Annotated in this window: 20 protein-coding genes; 16 read left to right on the top strand and 4 right to left on the bottom strand. The window is 61.3% G+C overall.

All coding sequences use genetic code 11. The annotated features are described in order from the left end of the window. The first annotated feature begins 15 nt into the window (after nucleotides 1–15). The 14 genes from ftsL to lpxC all read left to right on the top strand — a co-directional run bounded on the left by ftsL (nucleotide 16) and on the right by lpxC (nucleotide 16341). Entirely contained in the window at nucleotides 16–285 is a 270-nt protein-coding gene (ftsL, locus tag NA645_RS16575) for a cell division protein FtsL (RefSeq protein ID WP_256049922.1), read from the top strand. Then, nucleotides 282–2009, top strand: coding sequence for a peptidoglycan D,D-transpeptidase FtsI family protein (locus NA645_RS16570; protein ID WP_256049863.1), 1728 nt, complete (start codon nucleotides 282–284; stop codon nucleotides 2007–2009). Before ftsL ends, NA645_RS16570 begins: the two co-directional genes overlap by 4 nt. Then, on the top strand, nucleotides 2009–3472 hold the full coding sequence (locus NA645_RS16565; protein WP_256049862.1) for a UDP-N-acetylmuramoyl-L-alanyl-D-glutamate--2,6-diaminopimelate ligase: 1464 nt from the start codon (nucleotides 2009–2011) through the stop codon (nucleotides 3470–3472). Before NA645_RS16570 ends, NA645_RS16565 begins: the two co-directional genes overlap by 1 nt. Next, on the top strand, nucleotides 3465–4841 hold the full coding sequence (locus NA645_RS16560) for a UDP-N-acetylmuramoyl-tripeptide--D-alanyl-D-alanine ligase (RefSeq protein WP_256049861.1): 1377 nt from the start codon (nucleotides 3465–3467) through the stop codon (nucleotides 4839–4841). The genes NA645_RS16565 and NA645_RS16560 overlap by 8 nt, the downstream gene beginning before the upstream one ends. Beyond that, complete coding sequence (gene mraY, locus NA645_RS16555) at nucleotides 4841–5923, top strand: phospho-N-acetylmuramoyl-pentapeptide-transferase (protein ID WP_256049860.1); 1083 nt, start codon at nucleotides 4841–4843, stop codon at nucleotides 5921–5923. Before NA645_RS16560 ends, mraY begins: the two co-directional genes overlap by 1 nt. Before the next feature lie 6 nt (nucleotides 5924–5929). Further along, complete coding sequence (gene murD / locus NA645_RS16550) at nucleotides 5930–7273, top strand: UDP-N-acetylmuramoyl-L-alanine--D-glutamate ligase (protein WP_256049859.1); 1344 nt, start codon at nucleotides 5930–5932, stop codon at nucleotides 7271–7273. After that, nucleotides 7273–8505: a putative lipid II flippase FtsW gene (gene ftsW / locus NA645_RS16545; RefSeq protein ID WP_256049858.1), complete on the top strand. Its 1233-nt coding sequence runs from the start codon at nucleotides 7273–7275 to the stop codon at nucleotides 8503–8505. Before murD ends, ftsW begins: the two co-directional genes overlap by 1 nt. Continuing rightward, a complete protein-coding gene (murG, locus tag NA645_RS16540; protein ID WP_256049855.1) occupies nucleotides 8495–9565 on the top strand; it encodes an undecaprenyldiphospho-muramoylpentapeptide beta-N-acetylglucosaminyltransferase in 1071 nt (356 codons plus the stop codon). The genes ftsW and murG overlap by 11 nt, the downstream gene beginning before the upstream one ends. Beyond that, complete coding sequence (murC, locus tag NA645_RS16535) at nucleotides 9558–11018, top strand: UDP-N-acetylmuramate--L-alanine ligase (RefSeq protein WP_256049854.1); 1461 nt, start codon at nucleotides 9558–9560, stop codon at nucleotides 11016–11018. The genes murG and murC overlap by 8 nt, the downstream gene beginning before the upstream one ends. Next, the gene (locus tag NA645_RS16530; protein ID WP_256049853.1) at nucleotides 11015–11959 is read left to right on the top strand and encodes a D-alanine--D-alanine ligase; all 945 of its coding nucleotides are present in this window, start codon (nucleotides 11015–11017) and stop codon (nucleotides 11957–11959) included. Before murC ends, NA645_RS16530 begins: the two co-directional genes overlap by 4 nt. Before the next feature lie 3 nt (nucleotides 11960–11962). Then, a complete protein-coding gene (locus NA645_RS16525; RefSeq protein ID WP_256049852.1) occupies nucleotides 11963–12820 on the top strand; it encodes a cell division protein FtsQ/DivIB in 858 nt (285 codons plus the stop codon). A gap of 12 nt (nucleotides 12821–12832) precedes the next feature. Next, nucleotides 12833–14080, top strand: a complete 1248-nt coding sequence (ftsA, locus tag NA645_RS16520; protein WP_131649958.1) for a cell division protein FtsA — start codon at nucleotides 12833–12835, stop codon at nucleotides 14078–14080. Nucleotides 14081–14133: 53 nt separating this feature from the next. Beyond that, on the top strand, nucleotides 14134–15318 hold the full coding sequence (gene ftsZ / locus NA645_RS16515) for a cell division protein FtsZ (protein ID WP_131649959.1): 1185 nt from the start codon (nucleotides 14134–14136) through the stop codon (nucleotides 15316–15318). A 111-nt stretch (nucleotides 15319–15429) separates the two neighbouring features. Next, nucleotides 15430–16341: a UDP-3-O-acyl-N-acetylglucosamine deacetylase gene (gene lpxC / locus NA645_RS16510; RefSeq protein ID WP_131649960.1), complete on the top strand. Its 912-nt coding sequence runs from the start codon at nucleotides 15430–15432 to the stop codon at nucleotides 16339–16341. A gap of 202 nt (nucleotides 16342–16543) precedes the next feature. Here the strand turns inward: lpxC and NA645_RS16505 are convergent, their stop codons facing one another. Beyond that, nucleotides 16544–17077, bottom strand: coding sequence for a ferritin-like domain-containing protein (locus NA645_RS16505; RefSeq protein ID WP_131649961.1), 534 nt, complete (start codon nucleotides 17075–17077; stop codon nucleotides 16544–16546). A gap of 243 nt (nucleotides 17078–17320) precedes the next feature. Continuing rightward, complete coding sequence (locus tag NA645_RS16500) at nucleotides 17321–17719, bottom strand: Rho termination factor N-terminal domain-containing protein (protein WP_256049851.1); 399 nt, start codon at nucleotides 17717–17719, stop codon at nucleotides 17321–17323. A 360-nt stretch (nucleotides 17720–18079) separates the two neighbouring features. Between NA645_RS16500 and rfbD the strand changes: the two genes are divergently transcribed. Beyond that, nucleotides 18080–19003, top strand: coding sequence for a dTDP-4-dehydrorhamnose reductase (rfbD, locus tag NA645_RS16495; RefSeq protein ID WP_256049850.1), 924 nt, complete (start codon nucleotides 18080–18082; stop codon nucleotides 19001–19003). Nucleotides 19004–19133: 130 nt separating this feature from the next. Continuing rightward, the gene (locus NA645_RS16490; RefSeq protein ID WP_256049849.1) at nucleotides 19134–20033 is read left to right on the top strand and encodes an AEC family transporter; all 900 of its coding nucleotides are present in this window, start codon (nucleotides 19134–19136) and stop codon (nucleotides 20031–20033) included. A 12-nt stretch (nucleotides 20034–20045) separates the two neighbouring features. On the opposite strand, the gene NA645_RS16485 is transcribed toward NA645_RS16490, so the two are convergent. Continuing rightward, nucleotides 20046–20801 carry a VC0807 family protein gene (locus NA645_RS16485; protein WP_256049848.1) on the bottom strand — a complete coding sequence of 252 codons (756 nt, stop codon included), beginning with the start codon at nucleotides 20799–20801 and terminating at the stop codon, nucleotides 20046–20048. An 87-nt stretch (nucleotides 20802–20888) separates the two neighbouring features. Then, on the bottom strand, nucleotides 20889–21842 hold the full coding sequence (locus tag NA645_RS16480; RefSeq protein ID WP_256049847.1) for a lysylphosphatidylglycerol synthase transmembrane domain-containing protein: 954 nt from the start codon (nucleotides 21840–21842) through the stop codon (nucleotides 20889–20891). Between the last annotated feature and the right edge of the window lie 193 nt (nucleotides 21843–22035).

Below are 22035 nucleotides of genomic sequence, written 5' to 3'. Positions count from 1 at the left end.
ACGCTACGACGCGCCATGCCCAACGGCAGCCTGATGATGCTGGTGCTGTTCATTGCCGTGCTCTTGTCGGCGATCGCGGTTGCCTATAGCGCGCACTGGAACCGCCAGCTGCTCAACGAGCTGTATGGCGAACTCAGCGTACGCGACAAGGCGCAGGCCGAGTGGGGGCGCTTGATTCTGGAACAGAGCACCTGGACGGCGCATAGCCGTATCGAGACGCTGGCGACCGAGCAGCTGAAGATGCTCATCCCTGAAGCGGCTGATGTCAGGCTGGTGGCTCAATGAAGCTCCAGGGCGCGCTGTATCCGTGGCGCTTTCGCATCGTCCTGGCGTTGCTGGCCCTGATGGTTGGCGCCCTTGCGTGGCGCATCGTCGATTTGCAGGTGATCGACCAGGGCTTTCTGCAGAATCAGGGTGACGCTCGCAGTGTGCGGCACATTCCCATCCCGGCGCATCGCGGCTTGATTACCGATCGCCACGGTGAACCCCTGGCAGTCAGCACGCCGGTCACGACGCTTTGGGGTAATCCGCGTGAGCTTCAGGCTGCGCAGGCGCGTTGGCCAGAGCTGGCGCAAGCGCTAGGCCAAGAACCGGTCGCGCTTCAGCAGCGCCTCAAGGAGCAAGCCGAGCGCGAATTCATCTACCTGGTGCGTGGGCTGACACCCGAACAGGGCCAGCGTGTACTGGATCTCGGCATTCCGGGCGTGTATGCCCAGGAGGAGTTCCGTCGCTTCTATCCCGCCGGCGAGGTCGCCGCGCATGTGGTTGGCTTCACGGATATCGACGATCGTGGCCGGGAAGGCCTGGAGCTGGCATATGACGAGTGGCTGGCCGGCGTTCCCGGCAAGCGTCAGGTGCTCAAGGACCGCCGTGGCCGGTTGATCAAGGATGTGCAGGTGGTCAAGAACGCAAAGCCCGGCAAGGCGCTGGCGTTGTCCATCGATCTGCGCTTGCAATATCTGGCTCATAGCGAGTTGCGCAAAGTGGTGCAGGAGCACGGTGCCAAAGCTGCCAGTCTGGTGATGGTCGATGTGCAAACCGGCGAAGTCCTCGCCATGGCCAACCAGCCTACCTACAACCCCAACAATCGCCGCAATCTGCAGCCATCGGCGATGCGCAATCGTGCGTTGATCGACGTGTTCGAGCCCGGCTCGACGGTCAAGCCATTCAGCATTGCTGCAGCCCTCGGAACAGGTAAGTACCAGCCGGAGTCGGTAGTCAATACCTTGCCGGGCTGGATGCGTATCGGCCGGTACACCATCCGCGACGTTTCTCGCGGGGGCATGCTCAACCTGACCGGCATCCTGATGAAATCCAGCAACGTCGGGATCAGCAAGATCGCGTTGGATATCGGTCCGGAGCCAGTGCACACCATCATGCAGCAGGCTGGGTTCGGTCAGGCCACCGGTCTCGGCTTTCCAGGCGAGCGCGTCGGCAACCTTCCCAATCACCGCAAATGGCGGGATGCGGAGACCGCTTCGCTCGCATACGGCTACGGCTTATCGGTGACGGCAGCGCAGCTCGCTCATGCCTATGCCGTACTAGGTAACGAAGGCAACAATGTACCCATGTCGCTGCTGCGTCTGGACCAGCCGCAGGAAGGCGTGCAAGTCATCGACAAGACGATTTCCACCACGGTGTTGCGGATGTTGCAGTCCGTGGTCGAGGAAGAGGGCGGCGGTGGCACCCGCGCCAAGGTCCCGGGTTACCACGTGGCTGGCAAGAGCGGTACGGCGAAAAAAGTATCCGGAACCGGTGGCTATACCAAGGACGCCTATCGTTCGTTCTTCGCCGGTGTGGCACCGGTATCCAATCCACGCATCGCCGTCGTCGTCGTGGTCGACGAGCCCAGCGAGGGCGGGTACTACGGCGGGCTAGTCGCCGCGCCGGTGTTCGGCAAAGTGGCGGCTCGTGCGTTGCGATTGATGAACGTTGCGCCAGACAATCTACCGCCACCCGCAGATGTTCAAACCGCCGAGGCGGCCAAGGTCAAGGGAGGGCGTATCTGATGCCGATGCCGTTGAATCAGTTGCTGCCTCAGGCCGACAGCGCCACCTTGATTCGTGAGCTGACCCTCGACAGCCGCAAGGTGCGACCGGGCGACCTGTTTCTGGCTGTGCCTGGTTACCAGCAGGACGGTCGCGTGCATATTGCCGATGCCGTTTCCCGCGGCGCGGCGGCGGTGGCCTATGAAGCCGAAGGCGCGGTGGAAATGACCGCAGCAAGTGCCGTGCTGGTTCCCGTGCGTCATCTGGCGGAGCAATTGTCGGCGATAGCCGGACGGTTCTACGGCGAGCCGAGCCGCAGCCTGCACCTGGTTGGCGTTACCGGAACCAACGGCAAAACCAGCGTCACTTATCTGGTCGCTCAGGCGCTGGATCGCCTGGGTGAGCGTTGCGGTATCATCGGTACTCTGGGCACCGGTTTTCATGGCGAACTGATACTCGGCCAGCACACGACGCCCGATGCCATCGGCGTGCAAGCCAACCTGGCAAATCTGCGCAAGCAAGGCGCACGGGCCGTTGCGATGGAAGTGTCGTCCCATGGCCTGGATCAGGGACGGGTTGCCGCGCTGGCATTCGATGTCGCCGTGTTCACCAATCTTTCACGCGATCATCTGGACTATCACGGCTCCATGGAAGCCTACGGTGAGGTCAAGGCCCGGTTGTTCAAGATGCCGGAGCTCAGCTGCCGCGTGATCAATCTGGATGATGCGTTCGGGCGCGTTCTTGCTGCTGAAAAAGGCGAATCGCGGCTGATCACCTACAGCCTGGACGATGCCACCGCATACCTTTACTGCCCAGAGGCGCGGCTGGACGACAACGGAATCCATGCACGCCTCATTACCCCGCAGGGTGAACGCTCGCTGCGTAGCCCTTTGCTTGGCCGTTTCAACGTCAGCAATGTGCTCGCGGCGATCGGCGCGCTGCTGGGGATGAACTATCCGCTGGATGAAATCCTCGCCGTACTGCCGGAGATCGACGGTCCTGCTGGACGCATGCAGCGTCTGGGTGGTGGTGAGCGTCCGCTGGTCGTAGTTGATTACGCCCATACGCCTGACGCCCTGGAAAAGGTTCTCAGCGCACTGCGTCCGCATACTCGTGGCCGGTTGTTGTGCCTTTTCGGTTGCGGTGGCGATCGCGACCGCGGCAAGCGTGCGCTGATGGCGCAGGTCGCTGAGCGCCTGGCGGACAGCGTCGTTGTGACTGATGACAATCCACGAAATGAAGATCCGCTGCAGATTCTCGATGAGATTCGTGCCGGCTTCGGCGCACCCGAGCAGGCTGCTTTCGTGCCGGGTCGCGCCGACGCCATCGCCCGCTGCATCGCCGATAGCCATGTCGATGACGTAGTGCTGCTGGCCGGCAAGGGCCATGAGGATTATCAGGAGATAAAAGGAGAGCGCCTGCCGTTCTCCGATCTCGACCAGGCATCGATCGCCCTGGCTGCCTGGAGGGGTTCCGATGCTTGAAACCATTCGTCTGAGTGATCTAGTCGAGTCGCTGTCCGCCAGGCTGGTGAATGCCGATGTGGCGTTCAGTTCGGTTAGCACCGACAGTCGTGCCATCGAGCCAGGGCAGTTGTTCGTGGCGCTGACCGGTCCCCGCTTCGACGGCCATGCCTATCTGGCCGAGGTCGCTGCCAAGGGAGCCGTTGCCGCCCTGGTCGAGCGGCACGTGGAAGATGTATCGCTGCCTCAATTGGTGGTCGCTGACAGCCGCATCGCGCTGGGTCAACTGGGTGCGCTGAACCGCGCCGCCTTTACCGGACCGGTCGCGGCAATTACCGGCTCCAGTGGCAAAACCAGCGTAAAGGAGCTGCTCGCCAGCATCCTGCGCGCCGCCTTTGGCGCCGATGCGGTACTGGCCACCCGTGGCAATCTCAACAACGATCTTGGCGCTCCGCTTACGCTGTTGGAGCTGTCTCCTCAACACAAGGCCGCAGTGATCGAGCTGGGCGCTTCGCGGCTCGGAGAGATCGCTTATACCGTCAGCCTGACGCAGCCGGATGTCAGTCTCATTACCAACGCCGGAACCGCTCATGTCGGCGAGTTTGGTGGCCCCGAGAAAATCGTCGAGGCCAAGGGTGAAATCCTCGACGGCCTCGCGGCTGATGGCATCGCCGTGCTCAATCGCGACGACCGCGCTTATGCCACTTGGCAGCAGCGGGTGGCTGGAAAATCGGTGCTCAGCTTCGCGATACAAAGCCCCCTGGCGGACTTTCATCCCTCATCGATCGCTTATGACCAACGCGGTTGCCCGAACTTCGTCTTGAACGGCCCGTCCGGGTCCGCTCGCGTCCAGCTCAATCTGCTCGGTCGCCACAGCGTGGCCAATGCGCTCGCCGCCGCGGCCGCCGCCCACGCGCTGGGTATCGCGCGCGAACACATCGTCGCGGGTCTCGAGAGCCTGCAGCCGGTCAAGGGCCGGGGTGTTGCGCAGATGCTCGGCAATGGCGTTCGCCTGATCGACGATACCTACAACGCCAACCCAGCCTCCATCTGCGCCGCCACCGACGTGCTGGCTGGCTTCGCTGGGCGTACCGTGCTGGCGCTGGGCGACATGGGCGAGCTGGGCGATTGGGCCGAACAGGGCCATCGCGAGGTGGGCAGCTACGCCGCCGGCAAGGTGGAAGCACTGTTCGCGGTCGGGCCGCTGATGAAGCATGCCGTCGATGCATTCGGGGCTGGCGGTCGTCATTTCGTCGATCAGCAGAGTCTGATCGATGCGTTGCGCCTGGAGCAGGGCAACGCCACAACAATATTGATCAAGGGATCACGGAGCGCCGCGATGGATAAGGTCGTCGCCGCGCTTTCTGCGTCCGGCATGGAGAAACATTGATGCTGCTGCTACTCGCCGAGTATCTGCAACGCTTCCACACGGGCTTCGCGGTCTTCCAGTACCTGTCCCTGCGCGGAATCCTCGGCGTGCTTACCGCGCTGGTGCTTTCGCTGTGGATGGGACCCTGGCTGATCCGCACCCTGCAGCTGCGCCAGATCGGCCAGTCCGTACGGACTGATGGGCCGCAGACGCACCTGTCTAAATCCGGTACCCCGACCATGGGTGGCGCCTTGATTCTCAGCGCCATCGCCATCAGTACGCTGCTCTGGGCGGACCTGTCCAACCGCTACGTATGGGTGGTGCTGGCCGTCACGTTGTTATTCGGGGCGGTGGGTTGGGTCGACGACTATCGCAAGGTGATCGAGAAGAACTCGCGCGGCTTGCCGAGCCGTTGGAAGTACTTCTGGCAATCGGTGTTCGGAGTCGGCGCGGCAATCTTCCTTTATATGACTGCGCAGACGCCCGTCGAAACCACGTTGATCCTGCCGCTGCTGAAAAACATCGAGATTCCGCTCGGGATCGGCTTCGTGGTGCTGACCTACTTCGTCATTGTCGGCTCGAGCAACGCGGTCAACCTCACCGACGGCCTGGATGGTCTGGCGATCATGCCGACCGTGATGGTCGGTGGCGCGCTGGGTATCTTCTGCTACCTCTCGGGCAACGTGAACTTTGCCCAGTACCTATTGATTCCCTATATCCCCGGCGCAGGCGAACTGATCGTGTTCTGCGGTGCGCTGATCGGTGCCGGGCTCGGCTTTCTCTGGTTCAACACCTACCCGGCTCAAGTCTTCATGGGCGACGTCGGTGCCCTGGCACTCGGCGCTGCACTGGGCACCATCGCCGTGATCGTTCGTCAGGAAGTCGTGCTGTTCATCATGGGCGGTGTGTTCGTGATGGAGACCCTGTCGGTAATGATCCAGGTCGCCTCGTTCAAGCTGACCGGCAAGCGGGTGTTCCGCATGGCACCGATTCACCACCATTTCGAACTCAAGGGCTGGCCCGAGCCGCGGGTCATCGTGCGCTTCTGGATCATTACGGTGATTCTGGTGCTGGTTGGTCTCGCCACCCTGAAACTGAGGTAATAAAGAGTGCTCATCGCTTCCGATCAGTTCCGCATCGTCGTCGGTCTCGGCAAGAGCGGCATGTCCCTGGTTCGCCATCTGGCGAGCCGTGGCGTGCCGTTTGCCGTGGCCGATACGCGCGCGAATCCGCCGGAACTGGCCACTCTGCAAGCGCAATATCCGAATGTCGAAGTCCGTTGTGGCGAGCTCGATGCCGAGTTTCTCTGCCGCGCCAGCGAGCTGTTGGTCAGCCCCGGCCTGCCGCTCAGCACACCGGCGCTGCAAGTCGCCGCGTCCAGAGGCGTGAAGATCTCAGGCGACATCGAGCTGTTCGCCCGCGAAGCCAAGGCGCCGATCATTGCAATCACCGGCTCCAATGCCAAAAGCACCGTAACCACGTTGGTCGGCGAAATGGCCGCTGCAGCCGGTCGCAAGGTCGCGGTGGGCGGGAATCTCGGAACCCCCGCACTGGATCTGCTTGACGACGACGTCGAGCTCTATGTGCTGGAGCTCTCCAGCTTCCAGTTGGAAACGACCGATCAGCTGAACGCACAGGTTGCGACCTGTCTGAATATCAGCGAAGACCACATGGATCGCTACGACGGGCTGCCGGCGTATCACCAGGCCAAACACCGGATTTTCCGCGGCGCACGGCAAGTCGTGATCAATCGTGACGATCGTCTGAGCCGTCCGTTGATAGGTGATGACGTGCCGGCATGGTCGTTCGGCCTTGGCAAACCTGACTTCAAGGGCTTCGGGCTGTTCGAGGAGAACGGGGAAAAGTATCTGGCCTTCCAGTTCGATGCTCTGATGCCTGCTAATCAGTTGAAGATTCGCGGTGCGCACAACCAATCCAACGCGCTGGCCGCTCTGGCCCTGGGGCATGCGGCGGGGCTGCCGTTCGAACCGATGCTCGCTACGTTGCGCCGCTTCGCCGGACTTGCCCATCGCTGCCAGTGGGTGGGTGAGCGTAAGGGCGTTCACTATTACGACGACTCCAAGGCGACCAACGTGGGCGCTGCGCTGGCCGCCATCGATGGTTTGGGCAGCGATATCGACGGCAAGCTGGTGTTGATTGCCGGCGGCGACGGCAAGGGTGCCGATTTCTCGGGGCTGCGTAGCCCGGTTTCGCATCACTGCCGCCATGTCGTTCTGCTGGGGCGTGATGCCGAGCTGCTCGCGGCTGCGCTCGATAGCGCTGCGCCGATTCACCGTGTCCAGACCCTGCAGGAGGCTGTGCAGCAGGCGGCCAAGCTGGCGCAGCCTGGCGATGCGGTATTGCTGTCGCCGGCCTGCGCCAGCCTCGACATGTTCATCAATTTCGAAGATCGCGGACGTCAGTTCGCCGCTGCGGTGGGGGCGCTCAACTGATGCTCGCCTTCCTGCGCAGTGCGCCGTCTCCGCTATTCAGCCGCCGTGGCCTGGATCTCGATTTTCCGATGCTCGCGGGTTGCCTGGCGCTGTTGGGCCTGGGGCTCGTGATGATTACCTCAGCGTCTTCGGAAGTCGCTGCGGTGAATGCCGGCAATTCGCTGTACCACATGGTTCGCCATCTGGTGTACGTGCTGCTCGGTCTGGGGGCCGCGGCGGTTGTGTTGCTGGTGCCCTTGTCCGTATGGCAGCGGTCGGACTGGATGCTGCTGTTAGCCGCGTTTGCGTTACTGATCCTGGTACTGATCCCGGGCATTGGGCGTGAGGTCAACGGCTCCATGCGCTGGATCGGCTTCGGCGCCTTCAACGTGCAGCCGTCGGAGTTGGCCAAGCTCTTCGTCGTGGTCTATCTCGCCGGTTATCTGGTGCGCCGTCAGCAAGAAGTACGCGAAAGCCTCTGGGGCTTTCTCAAGCCATTCCTGGTGCTGCTGCCGATGGCGATGCTGTTGCTGCTCGAGCCCGACTTCGGTGCGACCGTCGTCATGATGGGCGCGGCGGTGGCGATGCTGTTCCTTGGTGGTGTCGGCTTGATCCGCTTCAGTCTGCTGGTGCTGCTGGCGGTCGGCGCGGTGTTCATCCTGGTGCAGACGCAGGAGTATCGCCTGCAGCGTCTGATCACCTTCACCGATCCCTGGGCCGATCAATATGGCGCCGGCTACCAATTGACCCAGGCGCTGATCGCGTTCGGGCGGGGCGAATGGCTGGGTGTCGGTCTAGGTAACAGCGTGCAGAAGCAGTTCTATCTGCCTGAAGCGCATACCGATTTCGTGTTTTCGGTGCTCGCGGAAGAACTCGGCATGGTCGGCGCGTTGCTGACGATTTTGCTGTTCGCCTTCGTCGGCGTACGCGCTCTGTATATCGGGCTGGCAGCCGAGCGCGCACGCCAGTTCTTCGCCGCTTACATCGCCTGGGGCGTGGCGTTTTTGTGGCTCGGACAGTTTTTGATCAACGTCGGTGTGAACGTGGGGCTCCTTCCGACGAAGGGGCTGACCCTGCCATTCCTGAGCTATGGCGGCAGTTCGCTGGTGGTGACCTGCGCCAGCATGGCTTTGTTGCTGCGTATCGAGTGGGAGAGCCGCACCGTATTGGGTAGCGAAGACGCCGAGTTCAGCGAAGAAGACTTCGCCGAAGTGCCGGCACCCAAGGCCAAGGGGGTCGCCCATGGCCGCTAACGTACTGATCATGGCCGGTGGCACTGGCGGACACGTTTTCCCCGCGCTGGCCTGTGCGCATGAATTCCAGAGTCGCGGCTACAGCGTGCATTGGCTGGGCACGCCTCGGGGGATCGAGAACGAAGTGGTGCCGGCCGCCGGTCTGCCGCTGCATCTGATCCAGGTGAGCGGGCTGCGAGGCAAGGGCGTAATGTCCTTGCTCAAGGCTCCTTTCCAGTTGCTGCGTTCGCTCGGGCAAGCCCGTCGGATCATGCGGGAGCTCAAGCCGGTCTGCGTACTGGGGCTCGGTGGCTACGTGACGGGGCCCGGCGGATTGGCCGCGAAGCTGGCCGGTGTGCCGCTGGTGATCCATGAGCAGAATGCCGTTGCCGGGACCGCCAATCGTAGCTTGGTGCCGTTTGCGCAACGGGTCTGCGAGGCCTTTCCGAATACCTTCGCCAACAGCGCGAAGCGCCGCACGACCGGTAATCCGGTGCGCCACGAACTGTTTCTCGAAACGCCCCGGCAAACGCTGCTAGGGCGTCGTCCTCGTCTGCTGGTGCTGGGTGGCAGTCTGGGCGCCGAGCCGTTGAACAAACTGTTGCCCGAAGCCCTCGGTCAATTGGCGCACGAGCTGCGCCCCGAGGTGTTCCATCAGGCGGGCAAGCAGCACGCCGACATCACCCGGGAGCGCTATACCGCCGCGGGCGTCGAGGCCGAAGTCGCTCCCTTCATCAAAGACATTGCCCGTGCCTACGCCTGGGCTGACCTGGTGATCTGCCGCGCGGGTGCGCTGACCGTCTGCGAGCTGGCCGCGGCCGGGTTGCCATCGTTCCTGGTGCCTTTGCCCCATGCGATCGACGATCACCAGACCCGCAACGCCGAATACCTGGCGAAGGAGGGCGCTGCTGTTCTTCTCCCACAAGCAAAGACCGATGCTGCCGCGCTGGCCGCGCAGCTGACAGAGGTAATGATGCAGCCGGAAAAACTCAAGACCATGGGGGCCACGGCACGCCGCCTGGCTCGGCCGGACGCCACCCGTACCGTCGTTGATACCTGCCTGGAGGTGGCGCATGGCTAAGTCTCCCGCAGCGGTCAAGGCCGAAGTGCGCCGCATGCGCCGCATCCGCAGAATTCATTTCGTCGGTATCGGCGGCGTCGGCATGTGCGGCATCGCCGAAGTCCTGCTGAATCTCGGCTACGACGTCTCCGGCTCGGATCTGAAAGAATCGGCGAGCACTGAGCGCCTGCAGAGTTTCGGTGCGCAAATTTATATCGGACATCAGGCCGGCAATGTGGCTGGGGCCGATGTGCTGGTGGTTTCCAGTGCGGTGAATGCTTCCAACCCCGAGGTCGCATTTGCGCTTGAACAGCGGATCCCGGTGGTGCCGCGTGCCGAGATGCTGGCCGAGCTGATGCGCTATCGCCACGGGATCGCCGTTGCCGGCACCCACGGCAAGACCACCACGACCAGCCTGCTGGCATCGGTGTTTGCTGCGGGCGGACTCGATCCGACCTTCGTCATCGGCGGGCGTCTGACCGCCGCCGGTACCAATGCGCAATTGGGCACCAGCCGCTATCTGATTGCCGAAGCCGACGAGAGCGACGCGAGCTTCCTGCATTTGCAGCCAATGGTTGCGGTTGTGACCAACATCGACGCCGACCACATGAGCACCTATGGCGGTGACTTCGGGAAGCTTAAGCGGACCTTCGTCGAATTCCTTCACAACCTTCCGTTCTACGGACTGGCAGTGCTCTGTGTGGATGATCCGGTGGTACGCGAAATCATTCCGCAAGTCGGCCGGCCAATTACCACCTACGGCACTCGCGAAGACGCCGATGTACGGGCCATCAACATCCGACAGGAAGGGATGCGCACTTACTTCACCGTGCTGCGTGACGGCTTCGACGCGCTCGATGTATCGGTCAACATGCCGGGCAACCACAACGTACTCAACGCGCTGGCCACCATCGCTATCGCCACCGACGAGGGCATTGACGACGAAGCCATTGTGCAAGGGCTGTCGCAATTTGGCGGTGTCGGTCGGCGGTTTCAGGTCTACGGCGAGCTGCCTGTCGAAGGCGGCAGCGTGATGCTGGTCGACGACTATGGCCACCATCCGCGTGAGGTGGCCGCGGTGATCCAGGCAGTGCGCGGCGGTTGGCCCGAGCGCCGGCTGGTCATGGTCTACCAACCCCATCGCTTCAGCCGAACCCGTGATCTGTACGACGACTTCGTGCAGGTATTGAACGACGCCAATGTGCTGCTGCTGATGGAGGTCTATCCGGCTGGCGAGGAGCCCATTCCGGGTGCTGACAGTCGTCATCTGGCTCACAGCATCCGGCAGCGTGGGCAACTGGATCCGATCTATATCGAGCGGGGCATCGAGCTCGCCCCGTTGGTCAAACCGCTGCTGCGCGCCGGCGACATTCTGCTCTGCCAAGGTGCCGGAGACATCGGCGGACTGGCTCCCCAATTGATCAACAGTCCCCTGTTTGCTGGCGATGCAAGCGCCGCGAGGAAGAGTGAATGACTGGCCTGCAATCGACCCGTGATCCCAAGGCGTTTGGCCGGGTTGCCGTGCTGTTCGGCGGCAAGAGTGCCGAACGCGAAGTGTCGCTGAAGTCCGGTGCCGCGGTACTGGGCGCGCTGCAGTCGGCGGGTGTCGATGCGTTCGGCATCGACGTTGGCGATGATGTGCTGGCTCGCCTGAACAGCGAGCATGTTGACCGCGCCTTTATCGTGCTGCACGGCCGTGGCGGCGAAGACGGCAGCATGCAGGGCCTGCTTGAGTGCGCCGGCATTCCCTATACCGGCAGCGGCATTCTGGCGTCGGCACTGGCCATGGACAAATTGCGCACTAAGCAGGTGTGGCAGAGCCTCGGCCTGCCAACCCCGCGCCATGCCGTGCTGATGACTGAGGCTGACTGTCACGCTGCGGCCGAAAGCCTGGGCTTTCCGCTGATCGTCAAACCCGCGCATGAAGGTTCGAGCATCGGCATGGCCAAGGTCGGCGGCATCGCCGAGCTGATTGCCGCTTGGCGCGCTGCCAGTGCCTATGACTCTCAGGTGTTGGTCGAGCAATGGATTCAAGGGCCGGAATACACGGTCGCCACGCTTCGCGGTTCGGTCTTGCCGCCGATCGGGCTGGGTACCCCGCACACCTTTTACGACTACGACGCCAAGTATCTGGCCAGCGATACCCAGTACCGCATTCCCTGCGGTCTGGATGCGGCCAAGGAAGAAGAACTAAAGAATCTTTCCGCCCGTGCCTGCGAGGCCGTGGGTATTCAGGGCTGGGCGCGTGTCGATGTCATGCAGGACAGCGCCGGCGCCTTCTGGCTGCTGGAGGTGAATACCGTTCCGGGAATGACCGATCACAGTCTGGTGCCGATGGCGGCGCGCGCGGCGGGGCTGGATTTCCAGCAGCTGGTGCTGGCCATTCTCGACGCCAGCCTGGCGGCAGGTAACTAACTCATGATTACCACGCTGCGTCACTCACAACCCGCTACCGGCCGTGCTTCGCGCAAACCGGCGCAGCGGGGTGCGAGCCGGCTGGTGCAACGTGAACCGCTTTCCGCGCGCCTGCCGCGCCCAAGCCTGAGTTCGCTCAAGCGTGTCCTCTGGCCGGTGCTATTGGTTGCGCTGGTGGTCGGGCTTTACGAACTGGTCGAGCGGCTCGCGCCTTATGCCGATCGGCCCATCGCCAAGGTCAGCGTTCGGGGTGAGCTGAGCTATGTCGATCAGCAGGTCGTGCAGGCGCGCATGGCTCCGTTCGTCGAGGCCAGCTTCTTCAAGGTCGATCTCGATGCCCTGCGTCGCGACCTGGAACAAATGCCGTGGATCGCGCATGTGGAAGCGCGCCGTATCTGGCCGGATGAGGTCATGGTGCGCCTCGATGAGCAATTGCCTATCGCCCGTTGGGGCGATGAGGCGCTGTTGAACAACAACGGTCAGGCCTTTGCGCCCAATGACCTGGCTCAGTATGAACACCTGCCGCAGTTGCATGGTCCGAAACGGGCCCAGCAGCGAGTGATGCAGCAATACCAGATGCTCAGCCAGATGCTTCGGCCGCTCGGGTTCTCCATTGCCCGTCTGGAATTGCGCGCTCGGGGCAGCTGGTTCTTGACGACCAGGCAGGGCGTTGAGCTGTTACTGGGAAGGGATCAGATAATCGAAAAAATGCGGCGCTTCACGGCCATCTATCAGCAGGAGCTGGCGCCGGAGAGCGAAAGAATTGCGCGGATCGACCTCCGCTACGCCAATGGCCTGGCCGTTGCGTGGCGCGAGCCGAGCCCGACCACGACGGACGAATCCGTCGTTGCGAAGAATTGAGGAATGAAACACATGTCTAGCGTGCAAAGCGGCAAGATGATCGTCGGCCTCGACATCGGCACCTCCAAGGTGGTGGCGCTGGTGGGTGAAGTGACGCCGGACGGCGAACTCGAAATCGTCGGGATCGGCACCCATCCGTCGCGTGGCCTGAAGAAGGGCGTGGTGGTCAACATCGAGTCCACCGTTCAGTCGATCCAGCGTGCTGTCGAAGAGGCGCAGCTGATGGCGGGCTGCCGTATCCACTCCGCCTTCGTCGGTCTGGCCGGCAATCATATTCGCAGCCTCAACTCCCATGGCATCGTCGCGATCCGTGATCGCGAAGTCAGTACAGCGGATCTCGAACGCGTGCTCGATGCCGCGCAAGCGGTGGCGATTCCGGCGGATCAGCGGGTGCTGCATACGCTTCCGCAGGACTACGTGATCGATAACCAGGAGGGCGTCCGCGAGCCGTTGGGCATGTCCGGCGTGCGCCTGGAAGCGAAGGTCCATGTCGTCACCTGCGCTGTCAACGCAGCGCAGAACATCGAAAAGTGCGTACGTCGTTGCGGCCTGGAAGTCGACGACATCATTCTGGAACAACTCGCATCGGCCCACGCCGTACTGACCGACGATGAAAAGGAATTGGGCGTCTGCCTGGTGGACATCGGCGGCGGCACCACCGACATCTGCATCTTCACCGAAGGCGCGATTCGGCATACGGCAGTCATTCCGATCGCCGGTGACCAGGTCACCAACGATATCGCCATGGCTCTGCGTACGCCGACGCAGTACGCCGAAGAGATCAAGATCCGCTACGCCTGCGCGCTGGCCAAGCTGGCGGGCCCTGGCGAAACCATCAAGGTACCGAGCGTCGGGGATCGTCCGCCGCGGGAACTCTCACGCCAGGCGCTGGCCGAAGTCGTGGAGCCGCGTTATGACGAACTCTTTACATTGATCCAGGCCGAGCTGCGTCGTAGCGGCTACGAGGATCTAGTCCCGGCAGGGATCGTTCTCACTGGCGGTACGGCGAAGATGGAAGGCGCCGTCGAGCTGGCCGAGGAAATCTTTCACATGCCGGTGCGCCTGGGCGTACCGCACAGCATCAACGGACTCACGGATGTGGTCCGCAATCCTATCTATTCAACGGGCGTGGGCCTGTTGCTATACGGCATGCGCAAGCAGACCGATGGCACGACCATGTCCGGTCTCGGCCACTTCGCCGAAGAACCCAAAACATCTGTCGTGGACCGGCTCAAAAGCTGGATCCAAGGCAATTTCTGAGCAGTGCGGCAGTAGCAGTAACCACAACTAGAAAGCTGGAAGGAGAGAGGGAAATGTTCGAACTCGTAGATCATACCCCGCAAAGTGCAGTGATTAAGGTCATTGGCGTAGGCGGAGGCGGCGGCAACGCCGTCAATCACATGGTGCGCAACAGCGTCGAAGGCGTCGAATTCATCTGCGCCAACACCGATGCTCAGGCGCTGAAGAAAATTGAAGCGCGGACCGTACTGCAGTTGGGTTCCGCTATTACCAAAGGTCTGGGTGCCGGTACCAATCCCGATATCGGTCGTCAGGCTGCCATGGATGACCGCGAGCGCATCGCTGAAGTGCTGCAGGGTGCGGACATGGTGTTCATCACCACCGGCATGGGCGGCGGTACCGGTACCGGCGCCGCGCCGGTCATCGCTTCGGTTGCCAAGGAAATGGGCATTCTGACCGTAGCAGTGGTGACTCGCCCGTTCCCGTTCGAGGGGCGCCGTCGCATGCAGGTCGCCGATGAGGGCATTCGTCAGCTCTCCGAGTGCGTCGACTCGCTGATCACCATCCCCAACGAAAAGCTGCTGACCATACTGGGCAAGGATGCGAGCCTGCTCGCGGCTTTCGCTAAGGCCGACGACGTACTCACCGGCGCCGTGCGCGGTATTTCCGACATCATGCAGCGCCCCGGCCTGATGAACGTCGACTTCGCCGACGTGAAAACCGTCATGGGTGAAATGGGCATGGCGATGATGGGTACGGGTTGTGCCACTGGCCCCAACCGCGCTCGCGAAGCCACCGAGGCGGCTATCCGCAACCCGCTGCTCGAAGACGTCAATCTGCAGGGTGCTCGCGGCATTCTGGTCAACATCACCGCTGGTCTGGATCTTTCGCTCGGCGAATACGCTGCCGTCGGTGAGATTATCGAGGCGTTCGCGTCCGATGAAGCGACCGTCAAGGTGGGTGCGGTGATCGATCCCGATATGCTCGACGAACTGCACGTTACTGTCGTCGCTACGGGACTCGGCCCGCGTAATGAGAAGCCGGTCAAGGTTGTCGACAACACCCTGCAGACCGCAGCGGTCGCGCCGCAGGCAGCGCCGGCTCCACGTCAGGATCAAGCAGCAGTGAACTACCGTGATCTGGACCGCCCGACCATCATGCGCAATCAGGCCAACGTGGCGACTGCGGCGAAAATGAATCCTCAGGAGGACTTGGATTACCTCGATATTCCGGCCTTCCTGCGTCGTCAGGCTGATTGATTTGATTTATCAGGAGTATTGGGTTGATTGGTATTCAGCAAACTGGGGTTCTGCTATGATCGCCACCTTTGTTGGAAACCATTCGCAACAGCGCAATAGCGAAACCAAGCCATGATCAGACAACGCACCTTGAAGAACATCATTCGCGCCACTGGCGTCGGCCTGCATTCGGGGGAAAAGGTATACCTGACCCTGAAGCCGGCACCTGTGGATACTGGAATCGTGTTCTGTCGCACCGATCTCAACCCGCCCGTGCAGATTGCCGCACGGGCCGAGAACGTCGGCGAGACAACCATGTCGACCACGCTGGTAAGCGGTGACGTCAAAGTCGACACGGTGGAGCATTTGCTTTCGGCCATGGCTGGACTTGGCATCGATAACGCTTATGTCGAGCTTTCCGCATCGGAAGTGCCGATCATGGACGGTAGCGCTGGCCCCTTCGTATTCCTGATTCAATCAGCCGGCCTGCAGGAGCAGGACGCCCCCAAGAAATTCATCCGCATCATCCGCGAGGTCACGGTGGAGGACGGCGACAAGCGCGCCACGTTCATACCATTCGAAGGCTTCAAAGTGAGTTTCGAGATCGACTTCGACCATCCGGTTTTCCGCGGTCGCACCCAGACCGCCAGCGTGGATTTCTCCAGCACTTCCTTTGTCAAGGAAGTCAGTCGTGCACGAACGTTCGGTTTCATGCGCGACATCGAGTTCCTCCGATCGCACAACCTGGCTTTGGGTGGGAGTGTCGAAAACGCGATCGTGGTTGACGAAGACCACGTGCTCAACGAGGACGGCCTGCGTTATGAGGACGAGTTCGTGAAGCACAAGATTCTCGATGCGATCGGTGATCTTTACTTGCTGGGCACCAGTCTGATCGGCGAATTCCGCGGCTTTAAATCCGGACATGCGTTGAACAATCGTTTGCTGCGCACCTTGATGGAACAGAAGGACGCGTGGGAAATGGTGACGTTCGATGATTCCCAGACCGCACCGATCTCCTACATGCGCCCGGCAGCTGCCGGCTGAGCAGTACTCTCCTTTCCTTTTTTGAGGCCACCTTCGGGTGGCCTTTTTTTGCTTTAAGCTTCAAGCGATTAGAAAAGGCAGCAACCCATTCACGGGCCACGCTTTGGACGTGCTTTGCACCGGACGGTGCTAAGCGTCATCCATCGCCCCCGACAATCCTCGCAGCTTGCAGCTTGCAGCTTGCAGCTTGCAGCTTGCAGCTTCAGTTCATACCGTCGAGCAGGCTGGCCATGTCGTCGGCGTGTTCTTCTTCCTGCGCGAGAATATCCTCGAAGATCCGGCGTGTGGTTGGGTCCTTGTCGCCGATGTACTGAACGATCTCGCGGTAGCTGTCGATGGCGATGCGCTCGGCAACCAGGTTTTCGAAGACCATGTCGCGCAAGCCGTTGCCTTCGGCATATTGCGCATGTGATCGCTCGGTAAGGCTGTCCGGATTGAAGTCGGGTGCGCCGCCCAGCTGCACGATACGTTCGGCCAGTCGGTCGGCATGTTCCTGCTCCTCGTTGGCGTGCTCGAGAAACTCTGCGGCGGCAACGCTCGATTTCAATCCAGTAGCCATGTAGTAGTGGCGTTTGTAGCGCAGGTAGCAAACCAGCTCGGTGGCCAATGCCTCGTTGAGCAGATTGATCACGGTGTCGCGGTCTGCCGAGTAGCTTTCGGTCACCGCACCGTTTTCGACATGCTGCCGGGCACGCTCGCGCAAGGTCTGTTTGTCGCTCAGTTGTACATAGCTCATCACGGTCTCCTGAATTCAATAGGGCTATTCAGCCATGCCGCCGCGCCTGCTGGCGTCTCGCTGGGCTTTAGCTGTGATGGATGAGGAGCAGGAAAGTTTAGCCGGCTCCGCCTTTCTCCGAACGGTCAGGGGCACCGGGCTCTTCAATGGGGACCGGTTGATCGGGCTCCTTGCGCTCTGGAACTGGAACGGGGCTCGGTGTGCCATCGTCCCGCGGGTCGGGGTCATGCATGTCGGTCTCCATCAGCTGAGTGCCTTGATCAGCTCGTCCTTGCGCATCTTCGACCGACCACGGACGTCACGCTCGCGGGCTTTCTGCATCAGTTCGTCCCGTGTCAGCTCAGTGAGCGAGCTACTGCCGGAGCGATTGCTACGCGCCGAGCCCTTGTTGGGGGAGTCGCCGGAGCGTGCTTTCGCCGCGCGATGGGCGGAATCCTTGCGGTCGGCGCGCTTGGCTGTCTCGCTTTTGTTCTGCCCCGATCCACCCTTGCGCTCGCCGCCGCCGGATTGCTTGTTCACCGTGGCCCACGCACGTGCTTCGGCCTCCTTCTCGGGCACACCGCGCTCCTCATAGCTCTGTTCGATATGTTCGGCTTTGCGTTCTTGTTTATCGGTGTACTTGGATTTTTCACCTCTAGGCATAACGATTCCTCCGCAAGCATGAACGATGCGAGGCCTACAGACTTGGGTACGCCGTAGGTTCCGCCATAACACCACCTCTTTCTGGTTGGTCCCCACCGGCGGTGTCGAGTTTCACGCATGTTGGCACCACCCGCTTGCGATTCGTCTTCAGAAGTTGTCATCACGGTCCCGCCATGCTTCCGACGAGCTGGGAATAATTCTTATCAGCCTTGCTTTCGACGGAACAAAATTCGTTTATGCTGGCCTGAATGTGCTTGAGCCGCGCTATCTCGGCGGTTTCAGCACGATGGGCCTGTATCGAATCTGCTTTACGAATCGTGCTTGCCGTTACTAGCGAGCTTTGAATGAGGTGATAACCAGATGCGAATCCTTGTATGCGGTGCCGGTGGCCAAGTCGGCCACGAGTTGGTAGACCGTGCGAGTAAGTATGGTCTCGAGGCGCTTAGCATGACCCGGGAGCAGCTGGATATTACCGATGCTGATCAGGTGGCAGCTGTCGTAGCCCTGCTCAAGCCGGGGATGATCATCAACGCGGCCGCCTACACCCACGTCGACAACGCCGAGACGCATAGCGAGCAGGCGTTCGCAGTGAACCGTGAGGGAGCAGCCAGATTGGCCGAAGCCGCCCGGTATGTCTCCATCCCATTACTGCACATCTCCACCGATTATGTATTTTCCGGTGAAGCCCGAGAGCCTTACCGCGAAGAAGACGAGGTCGAACCAACGGGCGTGTACGGTGCGAGCAAGCTGGCTGGTGAAGAGGCCATCCGGGCGGTGTTGGATGAGCATCTGATTCTGCGAACCAGCTGGGTGTATGGCGCGCATGGCCACAATTTCGTCAAGACGATGCTGCGTCTGGGGCGTCAGCGTGACTCGCTTTCGGTGGTCGCTGATCAGTTTGGCTGCCCTACCCAGGCCGGCAGCATTGCCGATGTGCTACTGCAGCTGGCTCAGCGATATGCGCGTGAAGGCTGGCTTGCATGGGGGCTCTATCATTACAGTGGCCGTTCGCCCTGTACTTGGTTCGATTTTGCTGTAGAGATTTTCCGCCAGGCAGCAGCCAAGGGCATGCTTCCTAAACAACCGCAGGTATCTTCGATCACGACCGCACAATACCCGACGCCCGCGCGTCGGCCGGCCTGGTCCGTGCTCGACTGCACCCGATTCGAAACAACCTTTGGCATCGCTACCCATGACTGGCACGAGGATTTGTCGGTTGTGCTCGACGCACTGGCTACTGCGGAAACGGGCGCCGCGGTTGTCGCTGCGCCTCCTCAGGTCTGACGGCTGACCTATCGGATTTGCCCGGAGCGACCTGGGGCCACACCTGTTGGTTATCCTGTCCGCGAGTCGGTATTCTTTGCCACCTTTTTACGGGGCGGCATGAGGCCGTACCGGTCGTTGGAGAAGCCGCGTGGTCGTGTTCGAGGCAATCCTGCCCATCTTTGGCTTGATCATGCTCGGCTATCTGCTGGGCTGGCGAGGTTGGCTCACTGGCGAAGCGGCAACCGGGCTCGCCAATATCACGTTCAAGTTGTTCATGCCGGCCGTCCTGTTCACCGGTATCGCCCGCGCGCAGCTGAGCGACGGCATGTCGCCGATGCTATTGCTGGCCTATTTTGGTCCGGTGCTCGCCATCTTCATCTTCGTAGGGTTGCTTGCGCATCGTTTGCTGGGGCGCGCTTCGCCGCTGGGATTGACGGCTGCCTATTCCAATAACGTGCTGGTCGGGATCCCTCTGGTGACCACATTGCTCGGACAGGCGAGCCTGGTATACGTGTTCGCAATCCTGGTTTTTCACAGCCTGATCCTATTTTCGCTGCAAAGCTTCTACAGCGCGTTCGGCTCGGGGCAGAAGGTCAGTGGCACGGCGCTGCTGAAGAATCTCGCCAACCCGCTCATCGTGGGGCTGTTGCTCGGAGCCTTGCTGAACGTTTCGGGCTTCGGTCTGCCGCAGCCGATATGGCGCATCGCCGATTGGCTAGCCCAGGCGGCGTTGCCTTGCGCGTTGCTGGTGCTGGGCATCAGCCTGTCACGCTATCGGCTGCGCCCCAGCCCCACTGCGTTGGCGCTGACGCTCGTCAAGCTGGGCTTGTTTCCGCTGTTGGTGTGGTACGTCAGCGGATTGTTGCCCGGACTGAGTCATGAAGCCCGTAGCGTGCTGGTACTGCTGGCGGCCTGTCCGAGTGGTGTGAACGTGCTCGCTTTCGTGTCCAATCCGGACGATACCCGCGCGGTCAGTTCGACGGTGTTTCTCTCGACCATGGTCGCGGCGATCAGCCTGCCGTTGTGGATGTTGCTGATGTCGGCGTGATCGCCGAGGCGGTCACGATTTTCCATCACGCCGATCGGCGTGCGCATGTGGGGCAATGATGTCCTCAAGGCGCAGGCCGGTTAGGCCGTGAATGGTACGCCAGAGGTAATAGAAGATCGCCATCATCATTAGCATGCTCGGGATAGCGATCATCGGGTAGCTGAGCAGAGTCATGCGACCCAGCTCGGCGTTAAAGGCTTCACTGCCGGCCGGGCTGTTGACGATCCATTTGGCCAGTACATAGTTCATGAAAGAAGAGAAAAAGAAGGTGCCGCTGAGAAAGTAGGTGGCGCGCAGCAGCCGCGTTTCGAAGTGAGCGGTTTGCCCGTTGCGCTCGAGTTGCTCATGGACCTTGTCGACGTTGAGCACCTTGGGGTTGTAGAGCAGGGTGCGGATCAGCGGGAAGCGGGTGCGGGTCGAGGCCAGTACCGCAATGCCGATGATGCCGGGAATCGCGGCTTCCTTGACTGCCAGCCATTGGGGGTCGAGTTGCAGCAGGCCGATGCCGCCGGTAAGCAGCACGCTGACGAGGCCCAGCAGGGCGATCCAGTTGAATTTACGATATTTCGCCAGTTCGAACAGACCCCAGCCGAGCGGAAACGCCAGCGCCAGCAGAAGCGCGCCGTCGGCGCCAAGGCGGTTCTCGCCGCTAAGCTTCATCAGGATCAATGATGGGATCACGATGCTGATCGCCAGATCCATCAAGGGCCGTGGCTTGTGCTCGGGCGGTTGATTGGAGCCTGGTCGGGTGGTGCGGGTGTCGGTCATGTGATTTCGTGTTTCATCTCGGATGGAGGCGAATGATCACCCGAGCGAGCGAACATAGCCATACTGCAATGGTGGTGTTCCCGTAGTTTACTGACCGGAGCCGATGCCGGTGCGTCGTTTTGCCGACCACTGGGTGGCTTCGAATACCATCACGACCAATATCGCCAGGGCGAATGGCAGCAGAAGGTAGAAGGCCCTGAATACGATCAGTGCAGCCAGGACATCGGCGGTAGGCAGCTCCGGCAAGGCGGCGATGAAGGTCACCTCGAGTACCCCGAGCCCGCCGGGAGCATGGGACAACAACGCCAGCGAGAAGGATGCGAGAAATACCCCAAGCACCACTAGATAGCCGGGGTTCTGCGCGTCGGGAAGTGCGAAGTAGATGATTGCCGCCGCGCAGGCCAGTTCCAGTGGCGCGGCAATCAGCTGCCTGCCGACGATCGGAAGGCGTGGGTAATCGATTCGCCATTTCCCAAGATGCATGGGCGCGAAATGTCGCCAGGCCCCAATCACGTAAAGACCGACCAGGCACAGCAGGGACGTCCCAATGGCGAACGAAAGCCAAGGCTCTGCGTCGATGAGCCTGCTCAGCAAATCCGGCCGCAGAATCAGTACGGCTCCCCCAGCCAGCAAAGTGCCGAGAAAAAACGTGAGGGAACAGAATACGATCAGTACGCCGATCTCATGCGGACTGAGTCCCTTGCTGCGATATGCGCGATAGCGCACGACCGCCCCGGAAAACACCGACGCGCCCACGTTGTGCGCCAGGGCATAGGCGGTGAACGAGCAAAGCGTGATGAACCACCAGGAGATGTTCTTGCCCAGGTGGGCTATGGCAATCCGGTCATACCAGGCCAGCGCGGTGTAGGCACCAAGCGTCGCCAGGCCGGCCAGCAGCCAGTCCCGATAGCTGATGGCCTCGAGACTTTCGGTGAGTTCGGCCAGCGAGAGATTGTGAATTTCCTGATAGAGCAGATAGCCGGAAAGCAGTACCGCGGTGATGCCGACAAAGGTCCAGACGACATCGCTCCTCTTCATCATTGGGTTGGCTCCTTGGCGACGGCTTATGCCTCGAAGCGAAGGTTCGGACAATGGGTCACAAGCGTCGCGGAATAGTTCGGCCAGTCTTTTATCGGCATCGGAGCGCGCGTTTTGTTCATTCTGGCATCGGTGTGAGCAGGAACGGGCACCGAGACAACGGGATGAGGTCCACCGTAGGGCCTGACATCTAGGG

It is taken from the genome of Stutzerimonas stutzeri, from assembly GCF_024448955.1.
Taxonomy (GTDB): domain Bacteria; phylum Pseudomonadota; class Gammaproteobacteria; order Pseudomonadales; family Pseudomonadaceae; genus Stutzerimonas; species Stutzerimonas stutzeri_AQ.
Note: the sequence above shows the minus strand (reverse complement) of the source record. Positions and strands in the feature narration are given on the sequence as shown.

Coding starts and splice junctions, on each gene's coding strand:
- ftsL (WP_256049922.1), top strand. CDS start 16: ATGCCCAACGGCAGCCTGATGATGCTGGTGCTGTTCATTGCCGTGCTC.
- NA645_RS16570 (WP_256049863.1), top strand. CDS start 282: ATGAAGCTCCAGGGCGCGCTGTATCCGTGGCGCTTTCGCATCGTCCTG.
- NA645_RS16565 (WP_256049862.1), top strand. CDS start 2,009: ATGCCGATGCCGTTGAATCAGTTGCTGCCTCAGGCCGACAGCGCCACC.
- NA645_RS16560 (WP_256049861.1), top strand. CDS start 3,465: ATGCTTGAAACCATTCGTCTGAGTGATCTAGTCGAGTCGCTGTCCGCC.
- mraY (WP_256049860.1), top strand. CDS start 4,841: ATGCTGCTGCTACTCGCCGAGTATCTGCAACGCTTCCACACGGGCTTC.
- ftsW (WP_256049858.1), top strand. CDS start 7,273: ATGCTCGCCTTCCTGCGCAGTGCGCCGTCTCCGCTATTCAGCCGCCGT.
- murG (WP_256049855.1), top strand. CDS start 8,495: ATGGCCGCTAACGTACTGATCATGGCCGGTGGCACTGGCGGACACGTT.
- murC (WP_256049854.1), top strand. CDS start 9,558: ATGGCTAAGTCTCCCGCAGCGGTCAAGGCCGAAGTGCGCCGCATGCGC.
- NA645_RS16530 (WP_256049853.1), top strand. CDS start 11,015: ATGACTGGCCTGCAATCGACCCGTGATCCCAAGGCGTTTGGCCGGGTT.
- NA645_RS16525 (WP_256049852.1), top strand. CDS start 11,963: ATGATTACCACGCTGCGTCACTCACAACCCGCTACCGGCCGTGCTTCG.
- ftsA (WP_131649958.1), top strand. CDS start 12,833: ATGTCTAGCGTGCAAAGCGGCAAGATGATCGTCGGCCTCGACATCGGC.
- ftsZ (WP_131649959.1), top strand. CDS start 14,134: ATGTTCGAACTCGTAGATCATACCCCGCAAAGTGCAGTGATTAAGGTC.
- lpxC (WP_131649960.1), top strand. CDS start 15,430: ATGATCAGACAACGCACCTTGAAGAACATCATTCGCGCCACTGGCGTC.
- NA645_RS16505 (WP_131649961.1), bottom strand. CDS start 17,077: ATGAGCTATGTACAACTGAGCGACAAACAGACCTTGCGCGAGCGTGCC.
- NA645_RS16500 (WP_256049851.1), bottom strand. CDS start 17,719: ATGCCTAGAGGTGAAAAATCCAAGTACACCGATAAACAAGAACGCAAA.
- rfbD (WP_256049850.1), top strand. CDS start 18,080: ATGCGAATCCTTGTATGCGGTGCCGGTGGCCAAGTCGGCCACGAGTTG.
- NA645_RS16485 (WP_256049848.1), bottom strand. CDS start 20,801: ATGACCGACACCCGCACCACCCGACCAGGCTCCAATCAACCGCCCGAG.
- NA645_RS16480 (WP_256049847.1), bottom strand. CDS start 21,842: ATGATGAAGAGGAGCGATGTCGTCTGGACCTTTGTCGGCATCACCGCG.